Source organism: Luteibacter aegosomatis, from assembly GCF_023078455.1.
Taxonomy (GTDB): domain Bacteria; phylum Pseudomonadota; class Gammaproteobacteria; order Xanthomonadales; family Rhodanobacteraceae; genus Luteibacter; species Luteibacter aegosomatis.
In genome coordinates this window covers 4361198-4383808 of the sequence record NZ_CP095740.1, presented here as the reverse complement: position 1 = coordinate 4383808, position 22611 = coordinate 4361198, and the positions used below count along the sequence as shown (strand labels likewise).

General features: G+C 67.8%; 15 protein-coding genes. 5 read left to right on the top strand and 10 right to left on the bottom strand.

Features of this window, described 5'->3' with window-relative positions:
• The first annotated feature begins 16 nt into the window (after positions 1-16).
• The 5 genes from L2Y94_RS19660 to L2Y94_RS19640 are packed head-to-tail and all read left to right on the top strand — an operon-like array spanning position 17 to position 9906.
• Positions 17-1159 carry a hypothetical protein gene (locus L2Y94_RS19660; protein ID WP_247371385.1) on the top strand — a complete coding sequence of 381 codons (1143 nt, stop codon included), beginning with the start codon at positions 17-19 and terminating at the stop codon, positions 1157-1159.
• A complete protein-coding gene (locus tag L2Y94_RS19655; protein WP_247371382.1) occupies positions 1156-2361 on the top strand; it encodes an efflux RND transporter periplasmic adaptor subunit in 1206 nt (401 codons plus the stop codon). The genes L2Y94_RS19660 and L2Y94_RS19655 overlap by 4 nt, the downstream gene beginning before the upstream one ends.
• Positions 2358-5465 (top strand): efflux RND transporter permease subunit, encoded by a 3108-nt coding sequence (locus L2Y94_RS19650; RefSeq protein ID WP_247371379.1) that lies wholly within the window; start codon positions 2358-2360, stop codon positions 5463-5465. The genes L2Y94_RS19655 and L2Y94_RS19650 overlap by 4 nt, the downstream gene beginning before the upstream one ends.
• Positions 5462-8578 (top strand): efflux RND transporter permease subunit, encoded by a 3117-nt coding sequence (locus L2Y94_RS19645; RefSeq protein WP_247371376.1) that lies wholly within the window; start codon positions 5462-5464, stop codon positions 8576-8578. The genes L2Y94_RS19650 and L2Y94_RS19645 overlap by 4 nt, the downstream gene beginning before the upstream one ends.
• The gene (locus L2Y94_RS19640; RefSeq protein WP_247371373.1) at positions 8575-9906 is read left to right on the top strand and encodes an efflux transporter outer membrane subunit; all 1332 of its coding nucleotides are present in this window, start codon (positions 8575-8577) and stop codon (positions 9904-9906) included. Before L2Y94_RS19645 ends, L2Y94_RS19640 begins: the two co-directional genes overlap by 4 nt.
• Before the next feature lie 221 nt (positions 9907-10127).
• Here L2Y94_RS19640 and L2Y94_RS19635 read toward each other — a convergent pair whose 3' ends face one another.
• The 10 genes from L2Y94_RS19635 to L2Y94_RS19590 form a co-directional block, all read right to left on the bottom strand.
• On the bottom strand, positions 10128-11396 hold the full coding sequence (locus tag L2Y94_RS19635) for a hypothetical protein (RefSeq protein WP_247371370.1): 1269 nt from the start codon (positions 11394-11396) through the stop codon (positions 10128-10130).
• A gap of 21 nt (positions 11397-11417) precedes the next feature.
• Positions 11418-13715: a hypothetical protein gene (locus tag L2Y94_RS19630; RefSeq protein ID WP_247371368.1), complete on the bottom strand. Its 2298-nt coding sequence runs from the start codon at positions 13713-13715 to the stop codon at positions 11418-11420.
• A gap of 262 nt (positions 13716-13977) precedes the next feature.
• Positions 13978-14199: a hypothetical protein gene (locus tag L2Y94_RS19625; protein WP_247371366.1), complete on the bottom strand. Its 222-nt coding sequence runs from the start codon at positions 14197-14199 to the stop codon at positions 13978-13980.
• Between the two features lie 1122 nt (positions 14200-15321).
• Positions 15322-16164, bottom strand: coding sequence for a hypothetical protein (locus L2Y94_RS19620; protein ID WP_247371363.1), 843 nt, complete (start codon positions 16162-16164; stop codon positions 15322-15324).
• A complete protein-coding gene (locus tag L2Y94_RS19615; protein WP_247371361.1) occupies positions 16161-17498 on the bottom strand; it encodes a lipopolysaccharide biosynthesis protein in 1338 nt (445 codons plus the stop codon). Before L2Y94_RS19615 ends, L2Y94_RS19620 begins: the two co-directional genes overlap by 4 nt.
• Complete coding sequence (spt, locus tag L2Y94_RS19610) at positions 17495-18679, bottom strand: serine palmitoyltransferase (RefSeq protein ID WP_247371358.1); 1185 nt, start codon at positions 18677-18679, stop codon at positions 17495-17497. Before spt ends, L2Y94_RS19615 begins: the two co-directional genes overlap by 4 nt.
• A 4-nt stretch (positions 18680-18683) precedes the next feature.
• Positions 18684-18926, bottom strand: coding sequence for an acyl carrier protein (locus L2Y94_RS19605; RefSeq protein ID WP_247371357.1), 243 nt, complete (start codon positions 18924-18926; stop codon positions 18684-18686).
• Positions 18923-19906, bottom strand: a complete 984-nt coding sequence (locus L2Y94_RS19600; protein WP_247371355.1) for an NAD-dependent epimerase/dehydratase family protein — start codon at positions 19904-19906, stop codon at positions 18923-18925. The genes L2Y94_RS19605 and L2Y94_RS19600 overlap by 4 nt, the downstream gene beginning before the upstream one ends.
• On the bottom strand, positions 19903-21576 hold the full coding sequence (locus L2Y94_RS19595) for a fatty acyl-AMP ligase (protein WP_247371353.1): 1674 nt from the start codon (positions 21574-21576) through the stop codon (positions 19903-19905). The genes L2Y94_RS19600 and L2Y94_RS19595 overlap by 4 nt, the downstream gene beginning before the upstream one ends.
• Before the next feature lie 265 nt (positions 21577-21841).
• On the bottom strand, positions 21842-22597 hold the full coding sequence (locus L2Y94_RS19590; RefSeq protein WP_247371351.1) for an aspartyl/asparaginyl beta-hydroxylase domain-containing protein: 756 nt from the start codon (positions 22595-22597) through the stop codon (positions 21842-21844).
• Positions 22598-22611: the final 14 nt, after the last annotated feature.

Genomic DNA, 22611 nt, shown 5'->3' with positions numbered 1-22611 from the left:
GATTACGGACACGATCTTGAACACTTCCGCCCCGTTGCGTATCGCCCCGCTTGAGAACAAGTCGGACCTGGATCGTTTCGTCAAGGTGCCGGCTGCCATCCTGGGCTCGGATCCCCAGTGGATCTCGCCCCTGTTGCTCGAGCGCAAGCTGCACCTCGGTGCCAAGACCAATCCCTGGTTCCAGCATGCGCGCTGGAAAGGCTGGGTCGCGTACCGGGGCGACACGCCGGTGGGGCGCATCAGTGCGCAGATCGACTACCTGCACCTGGAGCGTTACGAAGACGCCACCGGCTTCTTCGGCATGCTCGACGCCGAGGACAACCCCGAGACCTTCGCGGCCCTGATCGGCGCGGCCGAAGCGTGGCTGCGCAGCGAAGGGGTCACCCGCGTGCGCGGGCCGCTCAGCCTGTCGATCAACGACGAAGTGGGCCTTCTGGTGGACGGTTTCGACACGCCGCCGGTCTTCATGATGGGGCACGCCAAACCGTATTACGGCGCGCACATCGAGCGCTGCGGCTACACCAAGTCCAAGGACATGCTGGCGTACATGATCTCGCCGGACTTTCCCGAACCGAAGGTGATGGGGCGCCTGCTGCGCAGCTCCAAGCAGCCCGTGCGCGTTCGCCCGCTCGATACCAAGCGGTTCGACGAGGAAATGGCCACGCTGCGCGACATCTTCAACGACGCCTGGGCCGACAACTGGGGCTTCGTGCCCTTCACCGAGGCCGAGTTCAAGGACCTGGGCCACAGCCTGCGCGTGCTCATCTCGCCGGAGCTGATCCAGATCGCCGAGGTGGACGGCAAGCCCGCGGCCTTCATCGCCGCGCTGCCCAACGTCAACGAGGTGATCCGCGGCTTCAAGGGCAAGCTGGCGCCGTTCAACTGGGTGAAGCTGCTGTGGAACCTCAAGGTGCGCTTCCCGAAGTCCTCGCGCGTGCCGCTGATGGGCGTGCGCCGCAGCTTCCACAATACGCCCCTGGGCCCGGGACTCGCCTTCCTGGTGATCGACGCCGTGCGCCATCATCTCGTGGCGCGCGGCGTGCAGCAGGTGGAACTGTCGTGGATCCTCGAGGATAACGACGGCATGCGGAACATCATCGAGACGATCGGTGGCCGCGACTACAAACGTTACCGCGTCTACGAGAAGCATCTGTCATGACGAAACGATCGTCCCGCATGGGGTGGGTGGTGCTGGTCGCGGTGGCGATCGTGGCGCTGCTGTGGTGGATCGGTCGCCGTTCCGGCGACGGCAAGCCCGCGGAAGGGCAGGCCGTGCCGGTGGTGACGGCGGCCGTCCGGCAGGGCGGTTTCGTGGTCTACCGCTCGCAGCCCGGCACCGTGACGCCCGCGAACAGCGTGGTGGTGCGCAGCCGCGTTGACGGCGAACTCACCCGCGTGGCATTCACCGGCGGACAGAAGGTCAAGCAGGGCGACCTGCTCGCCGAGGTGGACCCGCGCTCGTTCCAGGCGCAGCTCCAGCTCGCCACGGGCGACCTGGCCCGCAGCCAGGCCCAGCTCGCCAATGCGCAGGAAACGCTCACGCATTACCAGGCCCTGCTGGCTCAGGATTCGATCTCGCGCCAGCGCGTGGCCGACCAGCAGGCGCTGGTGCGCCAGTACGCCGCCGAGGTGAAGTCCGAACAGGGCCGCATCGGCACCGCCAACCTGCAACTGTCCAGCACGCGCATCACGGCGCCGATCAGCGGCACGGTGGGCTTGCGTCGCGTCGATCCGGGCAACCTCGTCGGTCCCGGGGATGCCGGCGGCATCGTGACGGTGACGCAGTCGCAGCCGAGCAAGGTCGTGTTCTCGGTGCCCGTGCAGGACGTGCCCCACGTGCTCGACCGCCTGCGCAACGACACCTGCATTCCCGTGGACGCCTACGGCGACGATCCGGACCACCCGATCGGCAGCGGCCGCCTGCTCGCCGCCAACAACCAGGTGGACCCGTCCACCGGTACGGTGCGGATGGAGGCGCAGTTCGCCAACGAGGGCGGCGAACTGCTGCCCAACCAGTTCGTGACGGCGCGCCTGCCCGTGCAGGTGATCGCCGACGCCATCCTCGTTCCGTCCGCTGCCGTTCAGCAGGGCGCGCAGGGTGCTTTCGTCTACGTGGTGAAGAAAGACGGCACCGTCGCCGTGGCGCCCGTGCAGACCGGCGCGTCGGACGCCGCCACCACGGTGATCCGTTCCGGCGTGGCGCCGGGCGACAGCGTGGTGGTGCAGGGCGCCGATCGCCTGCGCAACGGCGTGGCCGTGAAGCCCACCCCGGGCAACGAGGCGCCGCCGATGGCGGCCGTCGCCACGTGCGGCCGCCCCGCGGCGGCCGCGTCCTCGCCGACCCCGCCTGCCCATCCGTGAATCCGTCGCGCCCCTTCATCCTGAGGCCGGTGGCGACGTCGCTGCTGGCCGTCGCGGTGCTCCTGGTGGGTCTGTTCGGCTACCGGTTCCTCTCGGTGTCGGCGCTGCCGGAAGTGGATTTCCCCACCATCGAAGTGACCACCGCCTACCCCGGCGCGGGGCCGCAGGTGATCGCCTCGTCGATCACCGCGCCGCTGGAACGCCAACTCGGGCAGATGCCGGGCCTGGGCCGGATGTCGTCGACCAGCACGGCAGGCCACTCCACGATCACCCTGCGCTTCAACCTCGACCTGCCGCTGGACGTGGCCGAGCAGGAAGTGCAGGCCGCGCTCAACGCCGTCGCGCCCTTGCTGCCGCCCGACGTGTCGCAGCCGCCGGTCTATCGCAAGGTGAACCCGGCCGACGCGCCGGTGATGACGCTGGCGCTGACCTCGCCCACGCTGTCGTTGCGCACCGTGCGCGAACTCGCCGATACGCGCCTGGTGCCCAAGCTGTCGCAGGTGAGCGGCGTGGGCGCGGTGAGCATCGACGGTGGCCAGCAGCCGGCGATCGTCGTGCAGGCCGATCCGTCGCGCCTGCGCTCGCACGGGCTCACGCTGGGTGACCTGCGCACCGCGATCCGTGACGCCAACTCGAACCAGGCCAAGGGCATCCTCGAAGGCCCCGACCGCTCGTCCAACATCGCGCTCAATCGCCCGGTGGACACCGTGGACGGGTTCCGCGACCTCATCGTCGGCCATCGCGACGGTGCGGTGGTGCGCCTGGGCGACGTCGCGCGCGTCGCCGAAGGCGCGGAAAACGCGCGCCTGGCCGCATGGTCCGGCGAGGCGCAGGCCATCGTCGTGCGCATCCGCCGCCAGCCGGGCGCCAACGTGGTGGAGGTGGTCGACCGCATCCGCCAGCTGTTGCCGCAGCTCAAGGGCACGCTGCCCGCGGCGGTGGACATCGCCACGCTGAGCGACCGCACCGAGACCGTGCGCGCCGCCGTGCGCGACGTGCAGGTCGAGCTGGTGTTCGCCGTCGTGCTCGTGGTGCTCGTGATCTTCCTGTTCCTCGGCAACGGCACCGTGACCGTGATTCCCGGCGTGGTGGTGGTGCTGTCGCTGGTCGGCACCTTCGCGGTGATGTACCTGGCGGGTTTCTCGATCAACAACCTGACCCTGATGGCGCTCATCGTCGCCACCGGCTTCATGGTGGACGACGCCATCGTGATGATCGAGAACATCTCGCGTTACGTCGAAGCCGGTGAGGCGCCGCTCGACGCCGCGTTGAAGGGCGCGCGCCAGATCGCCTTCACCGTGGTCTCGCTCACGGTGTCGCTGGTGGCGGTGCTGATCCCGCTGCTGTTCATGGGTGGCCTGGTCGGTCGCCTGTTCCGCGAATTCGCGGTGACGTTGGCGGTGGCGATCCTGATTTCCTGCGTGGTGTCGCTGACGCTCACGCCGATGATGTGCGCGCGCATGCTGCGCCGCGTGCCCGAGGCGGAGCAGGGCCGCGTCGCCCGCGAAGGCAAAGCCTGGCTCGACGGCCTGCTCGCGCGCTACGAGCGCGGGCTGGCCTGGGTGCTGGCGCGCCAGGGCGCGACCCTCGCCACCGTCGGCGCCATGGCGGTGCTGGCCGTGGTGCTCTACGTGGCGATCCCTCGCGGCCTGTTCCCCGTGCAGGATTCGGGCGACATCCAGGGCATTTCCGAAGCGTCGCCGACCGTATCGTTCGACGCGATGGGACGGCGCCAGCGCGCCTTGACCCAGGCGATCCTGCAAGACCCCGCCGTGGCCAGCGTCGCCTCCTTCGTCGGCGGCGAAGACGGTTCGCTGCCGGGCAACACCGGCCAGTTGATGATCCACCTGAAGCCGCTCTCGCAGCGCGACCGCGTGGGCGAGGTGATGGCACGGCTCGCCGATGCCGCGGCGAAGGTCGACGGCATCACGCTGCACCTGCAACCGGTGCCCGATCTCACCATCGACGACCGGATCAGTCGCGGGCAGTACCAGCTCTCGCTCGAAAGCGCCGACGCCACGCAGCTCGCGCAGTGGACGCCGCGCGTGGTCGATGCGCTGCGCGGCGTGAAGCGCATCGACGGCGTCGCCGGCGACCAGCAGAACCTCGGCCTGCAAGCCTACGTCGGCGTCGACCACGACCTCGCCAGCCGCTACGGCATCACCGCCGCCGCCGTGGGCGATGCGCTCTACGACGCCTTCGGGCAGCGCCAGGTCAGCACCTTGCTGTCGCTGGCCAATCCGCGTCGCGTGATCCTCGAAGCCATGCCGTCCACCGACGGCGCGAGCGGCGCGATGAACGGCGTCTACCTCGCCGCGTCGCAGGGCACGGCCAAGGGCGGCGAACCGGGCGATGCCCTCGTGCCGCTCTCGTCCATCGCCACGGTGAGCGAGCGCACCGCACCGCTGGTGGTCACGCGCATCGACCAGCAACCGGCGGCGACGGTGTCGTTCAACCTCGCGCGCGGGGATGCCCTCGACGGCGCGATGAAGGCGGTGGACGACGCGCGGCGCAAGCTCGACATGCCCGCGAGCGTGCAGGCGCGTTGGGAAGGCGCCGCCGAAGCGTTCCAGGCGTCGCGCGAAGGACAGCCGTGGCTGATCCTCGCCACGCTGCTCACGGTGTACATCGTGCTGGGCGTGCTCTACGAGAGCTACGTGCATCCGCTGACCATCCTTTCCACGCTGCCGTCGGCCGGTATCGGCGCGCTGCTGGCATTGATGATCGGCGGCTTCGAGCTCGACGTGATATCGTTCATCGGCGTGATCCTGTTGATCGGCATCGTGCAGAAGAACGCGATCATGCTCATCGACTTCGCGATCGACGCGCAGCGCGAGCAGGGCCTCGCGCCTCGTGACGCGATCGTGCAGGCAAGCCTGCTGCGCTTCCGCCCCATCCTCATGACCACCCTTGCCGCGATGCTGGGCGCGCTGCCGCTGATGTTGAGCGGTGGCATGGGCGCCGAGCTGCGCCACCCGCTGGGCGTAGGCATCTTCTGGGGCCTGCTGGTGAGCCAGCTGCTCACGCTGTTCACCACGCCGGTGATCTACCTCGCGTTCGAGCGCGTGTTCCATGCCGGCGCGAAAGGGGCGCGCCGGGCATGAACGTGTCCCGGGCGTTCATCGACCGGCCGGTGGCGACGACGCTGTTGTGCCTCGGGCTCGTGGTAGCGGGCGTGCTGGCGTGGCGCCTGTTGCCGATCGCGTCGATGCCCGAGGTGAACGTGCCGACCATCAAGGTGTCGGCGTCGCTGCCCGGCGCCAGCCCGGCGACGATGGTCGCCGCCGTGGCCACGCCGCTGGAGCGCGCGCTCGGACGCATCGCGGGCCTGACCGAGATGACCTCGGTCAACGCCAACGGCCAGACCGACATCCGCCTCACCTTCGACCTGTCGCGCAACACCGTGGGCGCGGCACGCGACGTGCAGGCCGCGATCAACGCGGCGCGCGGCGACATGCCGCCGGACATGGCGGGCAGCCCGAGCTATCGCGAGGTCAGCTCCGCGGATGCGCCGGTCATGGTCCTGGCGCTCACCTCGCGGCGCGCGACGCCCGGCCAGATGTACGCCGTGGCCTCGTCCACGTTCGCCCAGGTGCTGGCGCAGGTGGACGGCGTGGGCGACGTGGAGATCGTCGGCAGCTCCGAGCCCGCCTTCCGTGTCGAGCTCGACCCGCAGGCGCTGGCCCAGCGCAACGTCGGCATGGAAGACGTGCGGCATGCCATCGCATCGGCGGTGGCCAATCAGCCGACCGGCGTGGTGGAACTCGGCGACCGTGCCTTGCAGGTCGCCACCAACGGCCAGCTGGATTCCGCGGACGCCCTGCGCTCCCTCGTGATCGCCCAGCGCGACGGCGCAGCGGTGCGCCTGGGCGACGTCGGTCGCGTCGTCGAGGGTGTGCGCGACACGCGTGCCGCCGCGTTCGCCAACGGGGAACCGGCGGTGCTGGCGCTCGTGCGGCACAAGCCGGGCTCCAACACCATCGAGGTGATCGACGGCGTAACGCGCCGCCTGCCGGTGCTGCGCGCCTCCGTGCCGGGCGACATGCGGGTGGGTGTCATCGTCGATCGCGCCACCACCGTGCGCGCGTCGCTGGGCGCGGCCGAGCATACGCTCGCCCTCGCGGTGGTGCTGGTCGTGGTGGTGATGCTGGTGTTCCTGCGCGACTGGCGCGCGGCGCTGATCGCCAGCGCCGTCGCGCCCATCGCCATGCTCGGCGCGATGATCGTCATGTATGCGCTGGGTTACAGCCTCGACATCCTTTCGCTGATGGCGCTGACCATCGCCGTGGGTTTCGCCGTGGACGACGCGGTGGTGGTGGTCGAGAACATCGCTCGCCATCTGGAAGCCGGTTTGCCGCCACGCGAGGCGGCGCGCGTCGGCGCGGGCGAGGTGGGCATCACCGTGCTGTCCATGAGCGCGGTGCTCATCGCCGTGTTCATCCCGTTGCTGCTGATGGGCGGCTACGTCGGTCTGTTCGTGCGCGAGTTCTCCGTGACGCTGGCGACGGTCATCGCCATTTCGCTGCTGGTGTCGCTCACCGTCGTGCCGATGCTGTGCGCGCAGTGGTTGCGGCCCGCGCGGGCGGAGCGATCGCATGGCCGCCTGTATCGCTGGAGCGAACGTGGCCTGGCGAAGTTGCAGGACGCCTACGATCGCAGCCTCGTCCATGCGCTGCGTCGTGCGCCGTTGACCATGCTGTCGCTGCTGGGCGTACTCGCCCTCAGCGTGTACCTGTACGTCGTGGTGCCCAAGGGATTCTTCCCCCGCCAGGACAACGGCGAGCTGACCGGTGACTTCGATACCGATGCCGGCACGTCGTTTCCCCGCGTGCGCGAGCAACTGGCCGGTTTCCTCGACGTGGTGCGCGCCGACCCCGCCGTGGCCAGCGCGGCCGGCTTCGCCGAGCAGGATTCGGGGTCGCTGTTCGTGACGCTCAAGCCGTTCGGCGAGCGCGACGCGAGCGCCGACGAGGTGGCGGCGCGGCTGAACGTAAAGCTGGCGAACCGCCCCGGCGGCGTCTTCACGGTCACCTCGGTGCAGAACATCCGCGTCGGCGGACGGCGCAGCCGCTCGTCGAACGAATACACCGTCCAGGCCGACTCCTCCGCGTTGCTGCGCCAGTGGGCGCCGCGCATCGCCCAGGCGATGACGACGTTGCCGGAGCTGCGCAACGTGCACGGCAGCGTGGGCGGCAACGGCGTCGCTACGTCGCTGGACGTCGATCGCGACACCGCCGCGCAGTTCGGCGTGCCCTACGCGCGGATCGACGGCGTGCTACGCGACGCGTTCGCCGACCGTCGCGTGGCGACGGTGTTCACGCTGTCGGACCAGATCCCGGTACTCATGGGCGTGGCGCCCGAGCACGCGCGTTCGGCGGATGCCTTCGCCCAGCTTCGCGTGCCGACGGCCGGCGGCGCGAGCGTGCCGCTGTCGGCGCTCGGGCAGGTGCGCCAGACCGACGCGCCGCTCAGCATCTCGCACTTCGGTCAGGCGGTAGCCGCCACCGTGTCGTTCGATCGCGCGCCCGGCGTGTCGTTGTCGCAGGCCGCGCAGGCCATCCAGCGCGCGGTGGATGCCCTCGCCGTGCCGACCTCGGTACGCGGCAGCCTCCAGGGCTCGGCCGGCGCCGCGCGCCAGGTGGCCGACAGCGAACCGGCACTGGTCCTCGGTGCGTTCCTCACCCTGTTCATCGTGCTCGGCGTGCTCTACGAGAGCTGCGTGCACCCGATCACCATTCTCTCGACGCTGCCGTCCGCAGCGGTGGGCGCGGTGTTCGCGCTGCTGCTGTTCCGCACCGACCTCGACGTGATCGCCCTCGTCGGCATCTTCGCGCTGGTCGGCATCGTGATGAAGAACGCGATCATGATGGTGGACTTCGCGCTGGTGGCGAGCCGCGAAGGCCGCCTGACCCCGGCCGAGGCGATCCAGGAAGCCTGCCGCCTGCGTTTCCGTCCGATCCTGATGACCTCGCTCGCGGTCATGGTGGCGGCGGTTCCCCTGGCGGTGTCGCGCGGCAACGGTTCGGAAATGCACCAGCCGCTGGGCATCGCCATGGGCGGCGGCCTGGTGGTGAGCCAGGTGTTGACCCTGTACACGACGCCCGTCGTATACCTTTATCTCGATCGATTCAGCAGGTGGGCACGTTCATGGTTTCAGAGCTTCGGAACCCGTCGCGCGGCGGCATGGCAGGCAGGCCGCAAGGGGCCGCCGGCATGATGCGTCGCACCCTGCTGATCGCCGGTGCGGTCGTGGCCGTGTCCGCCTGCGCACCGGTCGGACCCAACTACGTGCGGCCGTCGGTCGCCACGCCCGTGGCCTACAAGGAGGCGTCGGCGCAGGGTAACCGGCAGGCCACGCCGTCGCCGGCGGGCAAGTGGTGGTCCATCTACGCCGATCCCACGCTCGACGCCTTGGTGTCGCAGGTGCTCGTGAACAACCAGACGCTCGCCGCCGCCGCGGCCCGCGTGCGCGAGGCGCAGGCCCTGGTGAAGGCGGCCGGTGGCGCGTCCGTACCCGCGGTCAGCGCGGGCACGCTCAAGTCGGGCCGTCGCAACGAGAACGACTTCGGCGTGGGCGTGAGCTGGGAGCTCGACCTGTGGGGCCGCATCCGTCGCGACGTCGAAGCGCACCGCGCGGCCACGCAGGCGAGCGAGGCGGACCTCGACGCGGCGACGCTCTCGATGCAGTCGCGCGTGGTGCAGAGCTACTTCGCCCTGCGCGAGCAAGACGCGACCATCGCCCTGCTCGAACACGCGGCCGACGTCGGCACGCGCTGGCACACGATGGTGCAGAACCAGTACGCGCAGGGGCAGGCCTCCAGCGCCAACGTGGCCGAAGCCCTCGTGCGTGCCAGCACCGCGCAGCTGCAACTGGCCGACGCGCGCACGGCGCGCGCGCAACTCGAACATGCGATCGCCGTGATGCTGGGCAAGACGCCGGCCGATTTCTCGATCGCCCCCGCGCCATTCGACGTGGCGGTACCCACGATTCCCGCCGGCGTACCGGCGAGCTTGCTGGAGCGTCGTCCCGACGTCGTCGCCAGCGAGCGCCGCATGGCGGCCGCCAGCGCGCGCATCGGCGTCGCCAAGGCGCAGACGCTGCCGTCGATCAACCTCGCCGCCGGCATCGGCGTGCTGCGTGGCCTCACCGGCACGGTAGATGCGCGTGCGCCGCTGTTCGCGGGCGGCCGGTTGGAGGCGCAGGTCGACAACGCCGACGCGGCCTATGCCGAAGCGGTCGCCAACTACCGACAGACCGTGCTCGACGCGTACCGTGAAGTGGAAGACGGATTGGTGACGACGAGCCAACTGGCCGGCGCGGCCGATCTCCAGGCGAAAGCCGCGGCGGCCGCGCGCGAATCCGACCGCGTGATGCAGAACCAGTATCGCGAAGGCGTAGCCGATTACCCGGCCGTGGTGGACGCGGCGAACACGGCGCTCAACGCCGGCCGCGGCGACCTGGAACTGCGTCGCCGTCGCCTGGACGCGAGCGTGGATCTCATCGTGGCGTTGGGTGGCGGGTGGCAGTCTCCAACGCGCCCCTGACCTGCGTGCTGCTCCCGAAGGGTGCCTACCGAAGGGTGGGAGCGGACCGTGTCCGCGAACCCTCGGGCTCACCGAAGGGCGAATGAGGCTTTGCGATGATCATGCGGGCGGTAAAAGCTCGCACGAGCATCGCAAGGCCTCGTTCGCCCTAGCCATCTTGAGGGTTCGCGGACAGGGTCCGCTCCCACCCCTTCGGTCGGTGGACCGGCGTACGCTGCCGTCTACATGCTCATGACCGGGCCACTGCGCTGCATCGCAACCTGCTGCGCCTGCTGCATCTCCATCGCTTGCATCTGTTGCAGCATCGATGCATCGCTCTGCGCGGCCAGCGCCATGCTTTCCTCCTTCGGCGGCGACGGCGTGTCCATCGGCACCGCGATCGCCGTCCCCGGTCGAACACCGTGGCAGACGATGTTGCCGTCATCGATGTCCACGGATCTCAGCGCGTCCTCGTCATGCACCCCGATCCCACGCACCTTCGCCGCCACCTCGGCGGCCTTGTCGTCGGAGACCTCCAGGGGAAGCTGGAGGCGGATGCTGGCGTAGACCGGATCGTCGCCGGGCTTCGGGAAGGTGGCGCTCGGTCTCTGATCGGCCAGCGGCCGGGGCGATGTCTGAAGCACCGCCGGATCGTCCGGGTGCCATGCGTTGCGTGCCGCTTCACGCTCCAGCCTGAGCTGATAGGTGTCTTCGAGCCGCCTGACGATCTCGGGCTCGGTGACATCGTTGTAGGTGGTGTCCGAGCCGATGGCCGTGTGAAGGTGTTCCACTTCCACCCATTGGCCGTTGCGCTCGCGCATGAAGAAGTTTTCGTTGCCGCCTATGATGTACGGCCGGGCGTATGAACGCTCCTGCGCGGCGTGGAGATACGCGCTGGCCATGTCGGCGATGTAGCCCTTTTGCTCGTCGGGTGACATGACCCGGTCGATACTGGCCTGGCCTAGTGTCTTTCCCGCGCGACCGATGCCGAGATAGCCGTTGTCGAGCATGGCGGACCAGAGTTCTTCCATCTCGGTCTTACGGGTGTCGGCCGGAGGTATGCCTAGGCTAGCGCGGCGTTCCGTTTCGGCGACGTCGCGGCGATGGGCGGCTTCGAGGAGTTTGCGGGGTGTCCAGGCGTTGGGGTCGATTTCGACTTGCTTGAAAGCTTCGTCGTGGACATCCCGGACCTCGAGCACAGGCAAATTCAATGCGAGGTGGGATTTATTCTTTTTCCAATGCGTTTCACGGACGGCGAAGTCACGCTTCATCAAATCTACGCCAAAGTTATCCCATTCTCGTTCACTCAGAACCTTGCCGCTGTGATTCCTGGCGTATTGCCGTGCATAGGCGTTTGCTGTCGAACCCGGCATGTTGTCGTTCCTTACAACACCGAGCGCCAAGGCGCCGTAGCCATCGTTACCGGGAATCCTGGCGAGGTAGTTCCAGTAAAGCTCTCTGTTTCGATGGCTGGCATAGTGCCGAAGTATGTCTATGTCTTTCTGTTCCATGGCCTGGCTCCATGCATGTACTTATCGAATTTCTGAGTTCTTGAGCACGGTTCGCACGTGCCGCTCGATTCGCTCCCAGTCAAATAGCACTGACCGCGAGTAGGTCATCCAAACAACCACCTTGTATTCGGGAACGAGGAATTCGTGGTCGCATATGGACCTTCTGCCTTCTTCCTTCACCCTATCGACCAGCTTTCCATCCACGACACGGCTTCCATCCGGAAGAAAGCTGGAGCCACACTTGATGACCGTGGTGGGGTTGCTCCGCTCATCCAGACGCAAGTACCAGTCTTCGTGGTTGCGCGGGTCAGCTGCGGGATATGCCGAGCCGTGCGTTTTCTCGTAATACGTCTTCAGTTTGTCGAAGTCCGCAAGATACGGTACCAAGCCATATATCGGCTCTGCCTTGATGCGCAGCCCGAGGTTCTGCGCCGGATCGACGGCCTGAAGGGGGTCTTTCGGGTTGAGCGGCTCAATGGAGCGGTTTAGCTTGCGGAAATACGCCTCGTCTTCCATGTTCCCGAGGTGCTCAATTCTGATCGTTATCTCAGAGATGAACGTCTCCGTCGTGTCGTGGTAATCGACACCCATGGGCAACGGTTGCAGAGATGGCCACTGCACGGATAGCGTAGTGGCCTCGCCCGGTCGATCCTGGCCCGACTGGCCGTTGCCGTACAGATTGCGCGGAAACCGGAACCGGTGCGGACCGAACGTCGACATCACCAGCGGTACCGGCAACGGGTTGCCGTAGCGATCCTCTCGGACTACAAGCGGCTCGATGACGGCCGTCCTTGGCGGAGGCATGTCGGCCGTCGCCACGAGCGACGCCAGCACGGCGGCGAGGGGTTGGGGAAAAGGCATGGCATCTCCTTGATGTGAGCCGGGTGAAGTAGCAATAAGCGGCGGCGGCATTTTCGGCACGCGGCAGCGCACCGGGATCGTGCTCGATGGGGTGAGGACGAGTTGGTCGCCCTCGTGCACGTGGGCGAAGTCGTTGGCGCGAACCGGCGTGTAACGGTAGTCGCGCGGCCAGTACACCCGGTGATAGTCGGACAGTGCGTTTTCGTCGTCCTCGTCGAAGTGGCTGTCGCGCGGCAGCACCACGCAGGGGAAGCGTTTCCACACGCGCGGCATGTCGCGGCCGTAGCGTCGGCGGAGGCGGGACAGGCGGCGTACGGTGGCGAGGCACCGCATGCCGCTGTCCAAGAGTGTCGGTAAGCGGTCGTAGGCGTCGACCGTGTGGATCGCTAACCACGCATCGTCGACGTGGCGGGTTCGATGGCGCCACCGGGCCATGAACGCGTCGAGCAGTGGCGTGATGGCTTGCTCGCGACCCTCGGGTACCGCGAACCATACCGTGGTCGTGAGATCGATGCGGGCGAAGTCGTTGCCGCGCGTGGCCGCATCCACCGTCGGATCTCCGAAAACTCTCAATATTCGGATCAGTCCGGAGCACACCTGCCCGAGAGCGACCTCGTCGAGGGAGAGCCACGATCGCATTCCTTCGCGCGTCGCGGGCGACAGCATCGGCAACGACGCCATGGCGTCGAGTACGGGTCGAGGCTCGGCGCGATCCAGCGCCTCGGCGAATCGGTACACGTCACCCGGTGCGGGAGGAATATCGGCCTTCGCCTCGCGGAGCACGTCGTCCACGACGCCCACCAGGGCCACGAACGCCTGGCCCAGATGGCTGGCGAGCAATCGCGAATCCTGGTCTCCCGGCGGGTACCAGCGCTGCGCGAGGCTGTGCAACACGTCGCGGCGCAGCCGATCCGGTGTCCACGCTTCGGTGAATGGGTTCCAGCGCAAGCCTCGGTCGAACGGTGCGAATCGAGCCACCATGCCGCGTTGGGCAGGGTTTGCGCCCACGTAAAGCGTAGGGCCGCGCATCCGGCGCAGCGTGGGGCGCAGGGTCGTATCGAATCCACTCGCAGACGTCACCAGGACCGACGCGGCGGTGATCTTCCGACGCGACAGCACGACGCCTCGCCGCGCGGGGCGCGGCACATCCGCCAGCGGCTCGAATCGCGATATCGGCGGTGCGGGAAACGCCTGCCGCCATGTGCGAATCACGGTCACCAGCCACAGGATGGGGGCAGGCAAAGCGCCCGCGATGCTGGAAACACGCATGCGCCACGCGAACGGCGCGAACTCGGGCTGTTCCAGTACTGCCCAGTAGTCGAACACCCGACCCAGGCGCAGGTCCGACAGGGGAAGGTCGACGGCGTACAGCATCGACGCGCCCGCGAGATAAGGGGATACCAACCCCGCGCCCAGGCCACTCAGGGCCATCCCGAGGCGCCAACACCATGGCTTCATGCCACTCCCTGCGATTACGGCTCCGAGGAAAATTCATAGCACGCGGACGACGTGGCGGTCATGAGAACGTCGACTACCGAAGGACTGAATGGGAGTGGGAGCGGACCCTGTCCGCGAACCCTCAGCGTGGCTAAAGCGAAGGAGGCGACGTGGTGATCGTGTAGGCGGTAACCGCTCGCACGATCGCCGCATGGCCTCCTTCGCTCGTCGGAGAGCCTGAGGGTTCGCGGACAGGGTCCGCTCCCACCCCTTCGGTAGGAGTTCAGGGTAGCTGCCAACGGTGATGCGCCTGCATGGCGCGGTGTGTGCTGAGTTTCATGAGAACGCCCACGGCGCCCAGCGCCAGCAGCGTTTGCCGTCGATCGCACAACTCGATTTCGGTGGTGCGTTCGATCAGCAGATCGACCACGCCCTGGGCGTATTGTAGGTATTCGCCCGCTTCGTTGAGCAAGGTGTCGATCGTGGTATCGGTGTCGTCGTTCATGACGTGATCTCCGTAGGAGGTGTGGCACGCCGTGCGAACACGACGTGCCACGAGGAACGCATCGCGCGAACGATGAGCGCTCGTCGGCCTGCCCGTGACCGGGCGCCGGGTTGTCGGGTTGAGAAGTGGGTACGGCGTGACGCGCCGGGTACACGGCTGAGTAAAGTCTCAGGAACACGGCGAGACGCCGCGGTTCGTCAACCGCGTCTGGGGAAGGTCCAGACGACCCGGTAACCGTCGAGGGTGTCGCCGTGGGGAAGCGGCGGGCGGGGGGATGGCGTAGAATTTGCCATAGCTCAATCAACTCTCAGTAAGTTGTTTGGGTCAGTGGCCTCGGCGTGTGTCACCACGCCGGGGTCACGCTTCACCGCTTCGTGCGATGGTTGCCTGCGGCGCAGCGCAGGCAACGGTGTGAACGTAGCAGAATGCCGTCGCGTTGTCTGTCATCCCATGAAGCCGCATGGGGCGTTGTCGCCTGCACGTGCGCAAGACGCTGGGTTCCTGCCTGCGCAGGAACGACGTGAGGTGGTTGTGTACGCGACGGTAGGACTTTGGCTCGTCGCGTCCGCGCGGGCGAGAACGACGCGAGTTGGTTTGCAAGCGACGGTAAAACGTGTAGCTCGTCGTTTGCGCAAGACGCTGGGTTCCTGCCTGCGCAGGAACGACGTGAGGTGGTTGTATACGCGACGGTAGGACTTTGGCTCGTCGCGTCCGCGCGGGCGAGAACGACGTGAGTTGGTTTGCAAGCGACGGTAAAACGTGTAGCTCGTCGTTTGCGCAAGGCGCTGGGTTCCTGCCTGCGCAGGAACGACGTGAGGTGGTTGTATACGCGACGGTAGGACTTTGGCTCGTCGCGTCCGCGCGGGGGAGAACGACGTGAGTTGGTTTGCAAGCGACGGTAAAACGTGTAGCTCGTCGTTTGCGCAAGGCGCTGGGTTCCTGCCTGCGCAGGAACGACGTGAGGTGGTTGTATACGCGACGGTAGGACTTTGGCTCGTCGCGTCCGCGCGGGCGAGAACGACGTGAGTTGGTTTGCAAGCGACGGTAAAACGTGTAGCTCGTCGTTCCTGCGCAGGCAGGAACCCAGCGCCTTGCGTTCGTGCGAGCGACGACGCGCGTTCGCTAAAACGGATAACGCGCCACCAACGCCTCGAGTCGCGAGCGCATCTGCGTGGTCAGCGGCGCGGGCGTGTCGTAACTGCGACGACCCGACAGCGACTCGGCCACCATTTCGTCGTGGCGCGCGCCCATCAGGCCGTTGATCGCGGCGAGGAATCGCGACATGCGCAACGCATGCTCCTCGGGCGCGATCGAGCGAACCGTGTCGTAATAGGACACCTGCATGCTGACGATCTTGCGCACCGTGTGGAACTGGTGGCCGGCGAAGTGCGTGCGTTCCATGGCCTTCTTCAGCCGGCGCATTTCCGCCCGCTGGTGCGCGATGAAGCCGGCCTCGTCGTCGAGTTCGATCTGTTCGAGCCCGCGCTTGACCATGATCCACACCGGGCGCGAGAGCAGCAGCTTCAGGCGTCGGCCGTGACGCAGCACGCCGGCGCGACGGCCGCTGCGGAACGCATCCTGCAGGTGGCCCATCACGCGCGTGGTGAAGTCGAACAGCAGCCCGGAACGATGGCGCTTGCCGTAGAGCCGCTGGGCGAAGCGCAGGTGCTTGTAACGCGCGCGGATGTACTTGTACAGCATCCGCTCGTCGGCGCTGAGTCCTTCGTTGCGCAACAGCTTGTCGACCAGTTGCAGCAGCTCCTTGCGGTGCACGCCGTCGTGCCAGAACTGCAGGCACAGCGCGTAGCAGCGCTCGATCTGGTCGCGCGGGCACGACAGCACGATGGGATCGGGCAGGGCCACGTGGGCATCGACCACGTCGTCGGTATCCACCGCATCGAACAGGCGCCGGAGGGTTTCCCTCGGGAACCGCTGCCAGCGAAGACCGCCGTAGACGCCGTTCATGGGCCCGCCTCCCCCGGGGCGTAATACGAAAGCGTATGCCGCCTGCGGTAGGCCGTGACGGTGGGAACCAGCGAGAAGAACGCTTCCAGGCACTGGCCGCCGAAGTAGGCGATGGCGGCACCCATGATGCCGACGTAATGGGTGAGCGCGATGAGCAACAGCGCGTAGAGCACGGCGGCGAGCGCCTGCGCCACCAGCGCGGCGCGCTGGCGGCCCGCGATGTAGAGCAGCGATTCCAGCGGGAACCCGGCCATGGAAACGACCAGCGCGGCGGACATCACCTGGAGCAGGGCGTACGACTCCAGGTACTCGTGGCCGAACACCGAGGCGATGAGCGGCTTGCCCACGACGATCACCAGCAGCGCCACCAGTACGCCCAGGCCACCGGCCAGTGCCGCCGAGCGCAGGCCGAGCTTCCAGGGGCGGTCGCTCGCCGGGTCGAGGCGGCGGATCTCCGGATAGAAGCTCTTCTGCATGAGCGATGCGGGCGTGCCCGCGGCGTCGAAGAAGGTGAGGGCCACCTTGAACAGGCCGGCCGCGGTGGGGCCGAGCATGATGCCGACGAGTACGTTGCTGCCGGCGTTGCGCGCCGACCAGATCGAGTGCGCGAAGTTGGTGGTCCAGACGAAGTCCCATGCGCCCTGGATGCGGCGGGCCACGCCGAAGAGCCCGGGGCGAAGCGCATGGTCGATGTTCTGCCGGCGCAGTTCGCGCACGGCGAACCACCACAGCGCGCCGTCGCCGACGAGGCTGGAGACGTACCAGGTGGCGATGAATCCGGGAAAGCCGAGGTCGCCGAAGTAGGCGATCACGCTACCCACGGCTCGCAGGAACGGCGTCACCGCCTGCTGCACGGCGATCAGGTCGAAGCGGTCGATCGCGCGCAGGATGCCCGTGGGCGTGGCCGCGGTCATGGTGGGGATCAGGGTGCAGTAGCCCAGCGCCCACCAGAAGTCGGTGGGATCGATGCCGACGGCATGGCCGAGCAGCGGCAACAGGATCATGCCGCCGACGAGGGCGATGGCGCCGCTGGCCAGGTCCAGGCCGAAGGAGAAACCGGCCACGTCGCGGAAGCGGTCGAGGTCGCGGCGCGTCAGCGCCGGCGTGCCGAACTGCACCACGAACTGCCAGGTCTGGAACTTGGCGAAGTCGCTCACGCTCTTGGCGTAGGCCTGCATCACCACCAGCGTGCCGAACAGCGCCGGGTCCATCGCGCGACCGGCGCAGGCCAGCGCCAGCAGCCCCAGCAGGGCGCTGACGAGGTTGCTGGAGCCGAGGTAGGAGGCATTGCGCACGATGGCGCGGAACGCACCATCGGAGAACCAGTGCCTCATCTTCCCGCGCCGGGCCAGCTGGCGAAGGCGGCGCAGATGGCGTCGATCTGTTCGGGCGTATGCGCCGCGCTGACGCTGCAGCGGAGCAGCGATTCGTCGCTGGGCGTGGCCGGCGGCACCATGAGGTTCACGTAGACGCCGTTCTCCAGCAGGTGGGCCCAGAAGCGCAGTGCCGCGACCTTCTCGCCGGCCAGTACCGCCACCACCGCGTTGGCCGGTGCGCCGAGGCGGAAGCCGAGCTTGCTCAGGCCGTCGTGCAGGCGCTGCGCGTTCGCCTGGAGGCGCTCGCGCAGGTCGTCGGCCTTTTCGAGCTTGCGCAACGCCGCGCGCGTGGCCGCGATGGTCGCCGGCGGCAGCGAGGCGGTGAACACGTAGGGACGGCTGGCGTAGCGCAGCAGCTCCATCTCGTCGGTGTCGCCCACGCAGAAGCCGCCCGTGTTGCCCAGGCTCTTGCTGAAGGTGCCCACCACGTAGTCGACGTCGTCCAGCACGCCCACCTCTTCGGCGAGGCCGCGTCCCTTCGCGCCGAGCACGCCCATCGAATGGGCCTCGTCGACCAGCAGGGTGGCGCCGAACTGTTTCTTGACGTCCACGAACTCGCGTAGAGGCGCGCGGTCGCCGAGCATGCTGTAGACGCCTTCCACCACGATCAGCGCGTCGGGGGCCTTGTCCTTGAGCCGGCGCATGCGCTTGGCGAGGTCGTCCGGATCGTTGTGGCGGAAGCGGATGGTCTCCGCGCCGGCCAGGCGGCAGCCGTCGTAGATGCTGGCATGGCTGTCGGCGTCGATCATCACGGTGTCGCCGGGGCCGGCCAGGGCCGAGATCATGCCCAGGTTGGCCTGGTAGCCGGTCGAGAACACGATGGCGTCGCGCTTGTCGTAGAAGCGCGCCAGCTCCAGTTCGAGCTCGCGATGCGACGCGTAGCTGCCGTTGGCCATGCGCGAGCCGGTGGTGCCGGTACCGGCGTGCTCCAGGGCCTCGCGGGCAGCGGCGATGCAATCCGGGTCGAAGGTCAGGCCGAGGTAGTTGTTGGTACCCGCGAGAATGACCTCGCGGCCATGGATCAATCCACGGGTCGGCGAGAGGATCTGGTCGATCTGCACGCCGAACGGGTCGATCCCGATGGCGGCCAACTCCTGGCGGACGTTCTGTACCGCCTGGAGCCTGGAATTGTCTTTCATGCACTCAACCTACGAATTTCTGGATCAGCGACGCGAGGTCGCCCACGACCTTGACGTTGGCCAGCGCGTTGACTGGCACCGAGATGTCGAAATGATCCTCGACCGCGAGCATGAGGTCCATGACCTTGAGCGAATCCAGCGCCAGCTCGCCGGTCAGGTCGGTGTTGGGGCCGATGTGCGCGACACGGCCCTCGGCCAACGGGGTGACGAGATCGACCACCTGATTGACCAGGTCTTGATAGTTCATTGGGGCACTCCGTTCAGTGCGGCAGGTGTCTTGCCGAGCGTTTGCGCCAGGCCTTCGGCGAAGCCGATCGCGGGATGCCAGCCAGTCGCTTCTGTAAATGTCCGGTTGTCGCACGTCCAGTCGGCGTGCGTGATTTCGCGCACCTTGCCCGGCGTCAGCATGGGCGCGTAGCCGAAGAGGCGCGCCGCCAGCAGGTTGACGCCGGCGACGACGCGCAGGCAGGCCACGGGGATGCGCAGCCGGCGGATGGGCGCACCGTCGCGCAGCACGCGCGCGGCCGTGGCGAGCACGGTATCCCAGTCGTAGCCGCGGGCGTGCCCGTCGTCCAGTTCGTGGATGGCGCCCGACACGCCGTCGTTGTCCACCCATGCCAGCACGGCCGAGGCCAGGTCGGCGACGTGGATCATCGAGAACCGGCCGCGGCCGTCGCCGGGGATCGGCGCCAGTCCGCGGGCCATGCCCTCGAAAAGCGGCAGCATCTCGCGATCGCCGGGACCGTAAACGGCCGGCGGACGGATCGCGGCCCATGCGAGATGGCCCGCGTGCGCCGCGAGCGCCTCCTCGCCGAGCCGTTTGCTGCGCGCGTAATCGGACAACTGGGGCTCGCGCGCGGCCAGCGACGAAATCAGCAGGAAGCGCTCGCATCCGGCGGTGCCGCGCGCGGCCTGCGCGATGTCGGCCACGCCCTTTTCGTTGACGAGGTCGAAATCCTCGCGCCGCGCGCCGCGCACGTTGCCGGCGCAATGCACCACCACCTTCGCGCCCTCGACCAGCGCGGCGAGGGCGTCGCGGTCGCCCAGGTCGCCCGCCACCCACGTGAGGCCCGGCGCCTGCGGCATCACGCGACCTCGGCGGGGGCGATAGAGCGCGCGCACGGCGTGGCCGCCGCGCAGCAACCGCTCGCGCAGGGCGTTACCGATGAAGCCCGTGGCGCCGGTCAGCGCGACAACGGTGGAGGCCCTGCCCGGCGCGTCGTTCATCGTGAAGCTGCGACCCGGAGGGGCGGCTCCTGCGCCTGCCGTGCGAGATAGCCGGTGCGCGTCGCCGAGCGGGACAGCTTGCCGGACGAGGTGCGCGGCAGCGTATGCCGCGGCACCAGCTCGATGACGCAATCGACGGCGAGTTCTTCGAGCACCTCGCGGCGGATGCGCTGGACGAGCGTGGCGCGTACCGTCGGATCGTTGGAGGCGCACTGCACGACCACCACGGCCATTTCGCTGCCGGTCGGGCCGGGCACGCTGAACGCGGAGGCGTCCTGCGAGCGGAGCTCCGGCTGGCGTTCGGCGATGCGCTCGATGTCCTGCGGCCAGATGTTGCGTCCGTTGACGATGATCATGTCCTTGTGGCGGCCCGTGATGACGACTTCGCCATCGACGAGGTAGCCGATGTCGCCGGTGTCGAGCCAGCCGTCGCTCGCCAGGACGTCGGCGGTCAGCTGCGGCTGCTCGAAATACGCCGACATCAGGCTCGGCCCGCGAACCAGGATGCGGCCCACGTGGCGCTCGGGCAGCACGCGGCCCGCGTCGTCGCGGATTTCCAGATCATGCCCCGCGATGACGCCGCCACAACGCACGAATCCGGTGCCTTGGCCCTCGGCCACCGGGGTGGCGAGCAGGCGATCGGCGAGGTCGGTCGGGTCGATCCAGTCGACCACCATGCCGTGGTCCAGCGGCGCGAAGCTGACCGCCAGCGAGGCCTCGGCCATGCCATAGGACGGCACGAAGGCGCGCGCGTCGAAACCCGCCGGAGCGAGCATCTCGGCGAAATGGTTCAGCACGGACGGAAGGATGGGCTCGGCACCGACGCCGGCGACGCGCCAGCGCGAGAGGTCGTACGAGGCGATGTCGCCGGGACGGACGCGACGCGCGCACATGTCGTAGCCGAAAGGCGGGCTGTAGGCGACGGTCGCCTTCGATTCGCTCATCAGTTCCAGCCAGCGGCGGGGACGCATCGCGAATTCGCGCGTGTCGAGGTAATCGATGGAACGCTGGGCGCCGAGCACGGTGAGCAGGCAGCCGACCAGGCCCATGTCGTGATAGAACGGCAGCCACGACACGAAGCGGTCGTCCTCACGCAGCGCGAGGCCGTGGTCGATCGATCCGCGCAGGTTCGCCATCAGGGCGCGCTCGGTGATCACGGCGGCCTTCGGCGTACCGGTGCTGCCCGAGGTGAACTGCAGGTAGGCGATCTCGTCCGGCCCGATGGGCGTGAGCGGCTTGGCCTGCGAAGGCAGCGCTTCGAACGCGGCGGGCTCGCCCCACATCACCACGTCGAGGCCGCGCACGGCTTCCTCGAGAAACCCCTGGAAGCTCTCGGAGGCCACGGCGACCGCGGCGCGGCATGCCTCGAGCATGCCGTGGAGCTTGTGCACGTAGGCGTCGTGGCCGCCCAGATTGATGGCCGACGGCAGCGCGACGGGAACCAGCCCGGCGTACTGGCACGCGAAGAAGAAGCGCAGGAAGTCCGGCGTGGTCTCCGCCACGATGGCCACGCACGCGCCGCGCGGAAGGTCCAGGGACAGCAGACGACGCGCCAGCGCCATCGCCTGCGTTCGCAGAAGGCGGTAGGGCACGGCCGCGACGAGTTTTCCGCCGGCGTGGAAGTTCGCGCCGGTGATACCCGTGGCCGCGTAATCCAGGGCCTCGGACAAAGTGGAAAAATCCCCACGGCGCAGGGGCACCGTGTTGATCGTGGGAGTCGGGGACCCGCTACGGGTCGGAATGCTTCCGTCTGCGCTCATGGTCTTTTCAGTTCGATGCGGATTTCACATTGCGGGAAAGTCACCGCGGCGTGGCAACGCGATTACTGAACCCAATGGTACCTTAATTGGGACGAATGTTAAGAATTTACTCAAGAAATCGTGAGTCTTCGCGCCTTTTCGCCTGCACAAAGGTGAAGAAGCCGCGAAGACGGCCTCAGCGACCTCGGTCCCGGTTCCACTTGGCGAGGTTCCGGATGGGTTGCCTCACGTAGGGACTCGCCTGGATCAACCAGAAAATCAATCGATTGAAGGCCGTTCCGATCCGGTCCATCGGCCGATCGATGTCGATGAACAGCACGGCCCGGAGCTCGTCGGTGTCGTTGTGGACCTCGTGCTCGTAGCTGTCGTCGAAAAGCACGACCTTGCCCTCGTCCCAGTGCAGGATCTGGTCGTCCACGCGGATCCAGACGTTGTCCCGGTCGGCCGGTACCTTCAGGCCCAGGTGCGCGCGGATCACGGCCTTGGTCGGGCCCTTGTGCGGGGCGATGCGATAGCGAGGCTGGAGGATCGAGAACATCGCGCTGCGCATGCCCGGCAGCGCGTCGAGCACCGCGGCCGTCTCCGGGCAGAGTGCGCAGTTCTCGTCCACTCGCTTGCCGTAGACGTAGAAGCCGAACGTCTTCCAGTTGTCGCCCTTGGAGATGCGTTTCTGGTCGGGCGAGATCTGGTGGAAGGCGGGGATGTCCTCGGGGTGTTCGAGCAGGTGGTCGAGTTCGGCCCGGATCCGCGGCCAGGCGCTTTCCAGCTGCGGCACCCAGGCGAACTGCTCGTTGCCGATCACCGGCGTGGTGGGCGCCAGCGAGTGCCTGTCCTGGAAACGGCCGCTCCAGCGAAGGAAGTGCTTGCCGCCCCGGATCAGCAGGCGGCGCCATAGCGGTGCTTGCGGTGTGGTGGAAACGGAGGTGTTCACGGTAGCCCTGACGA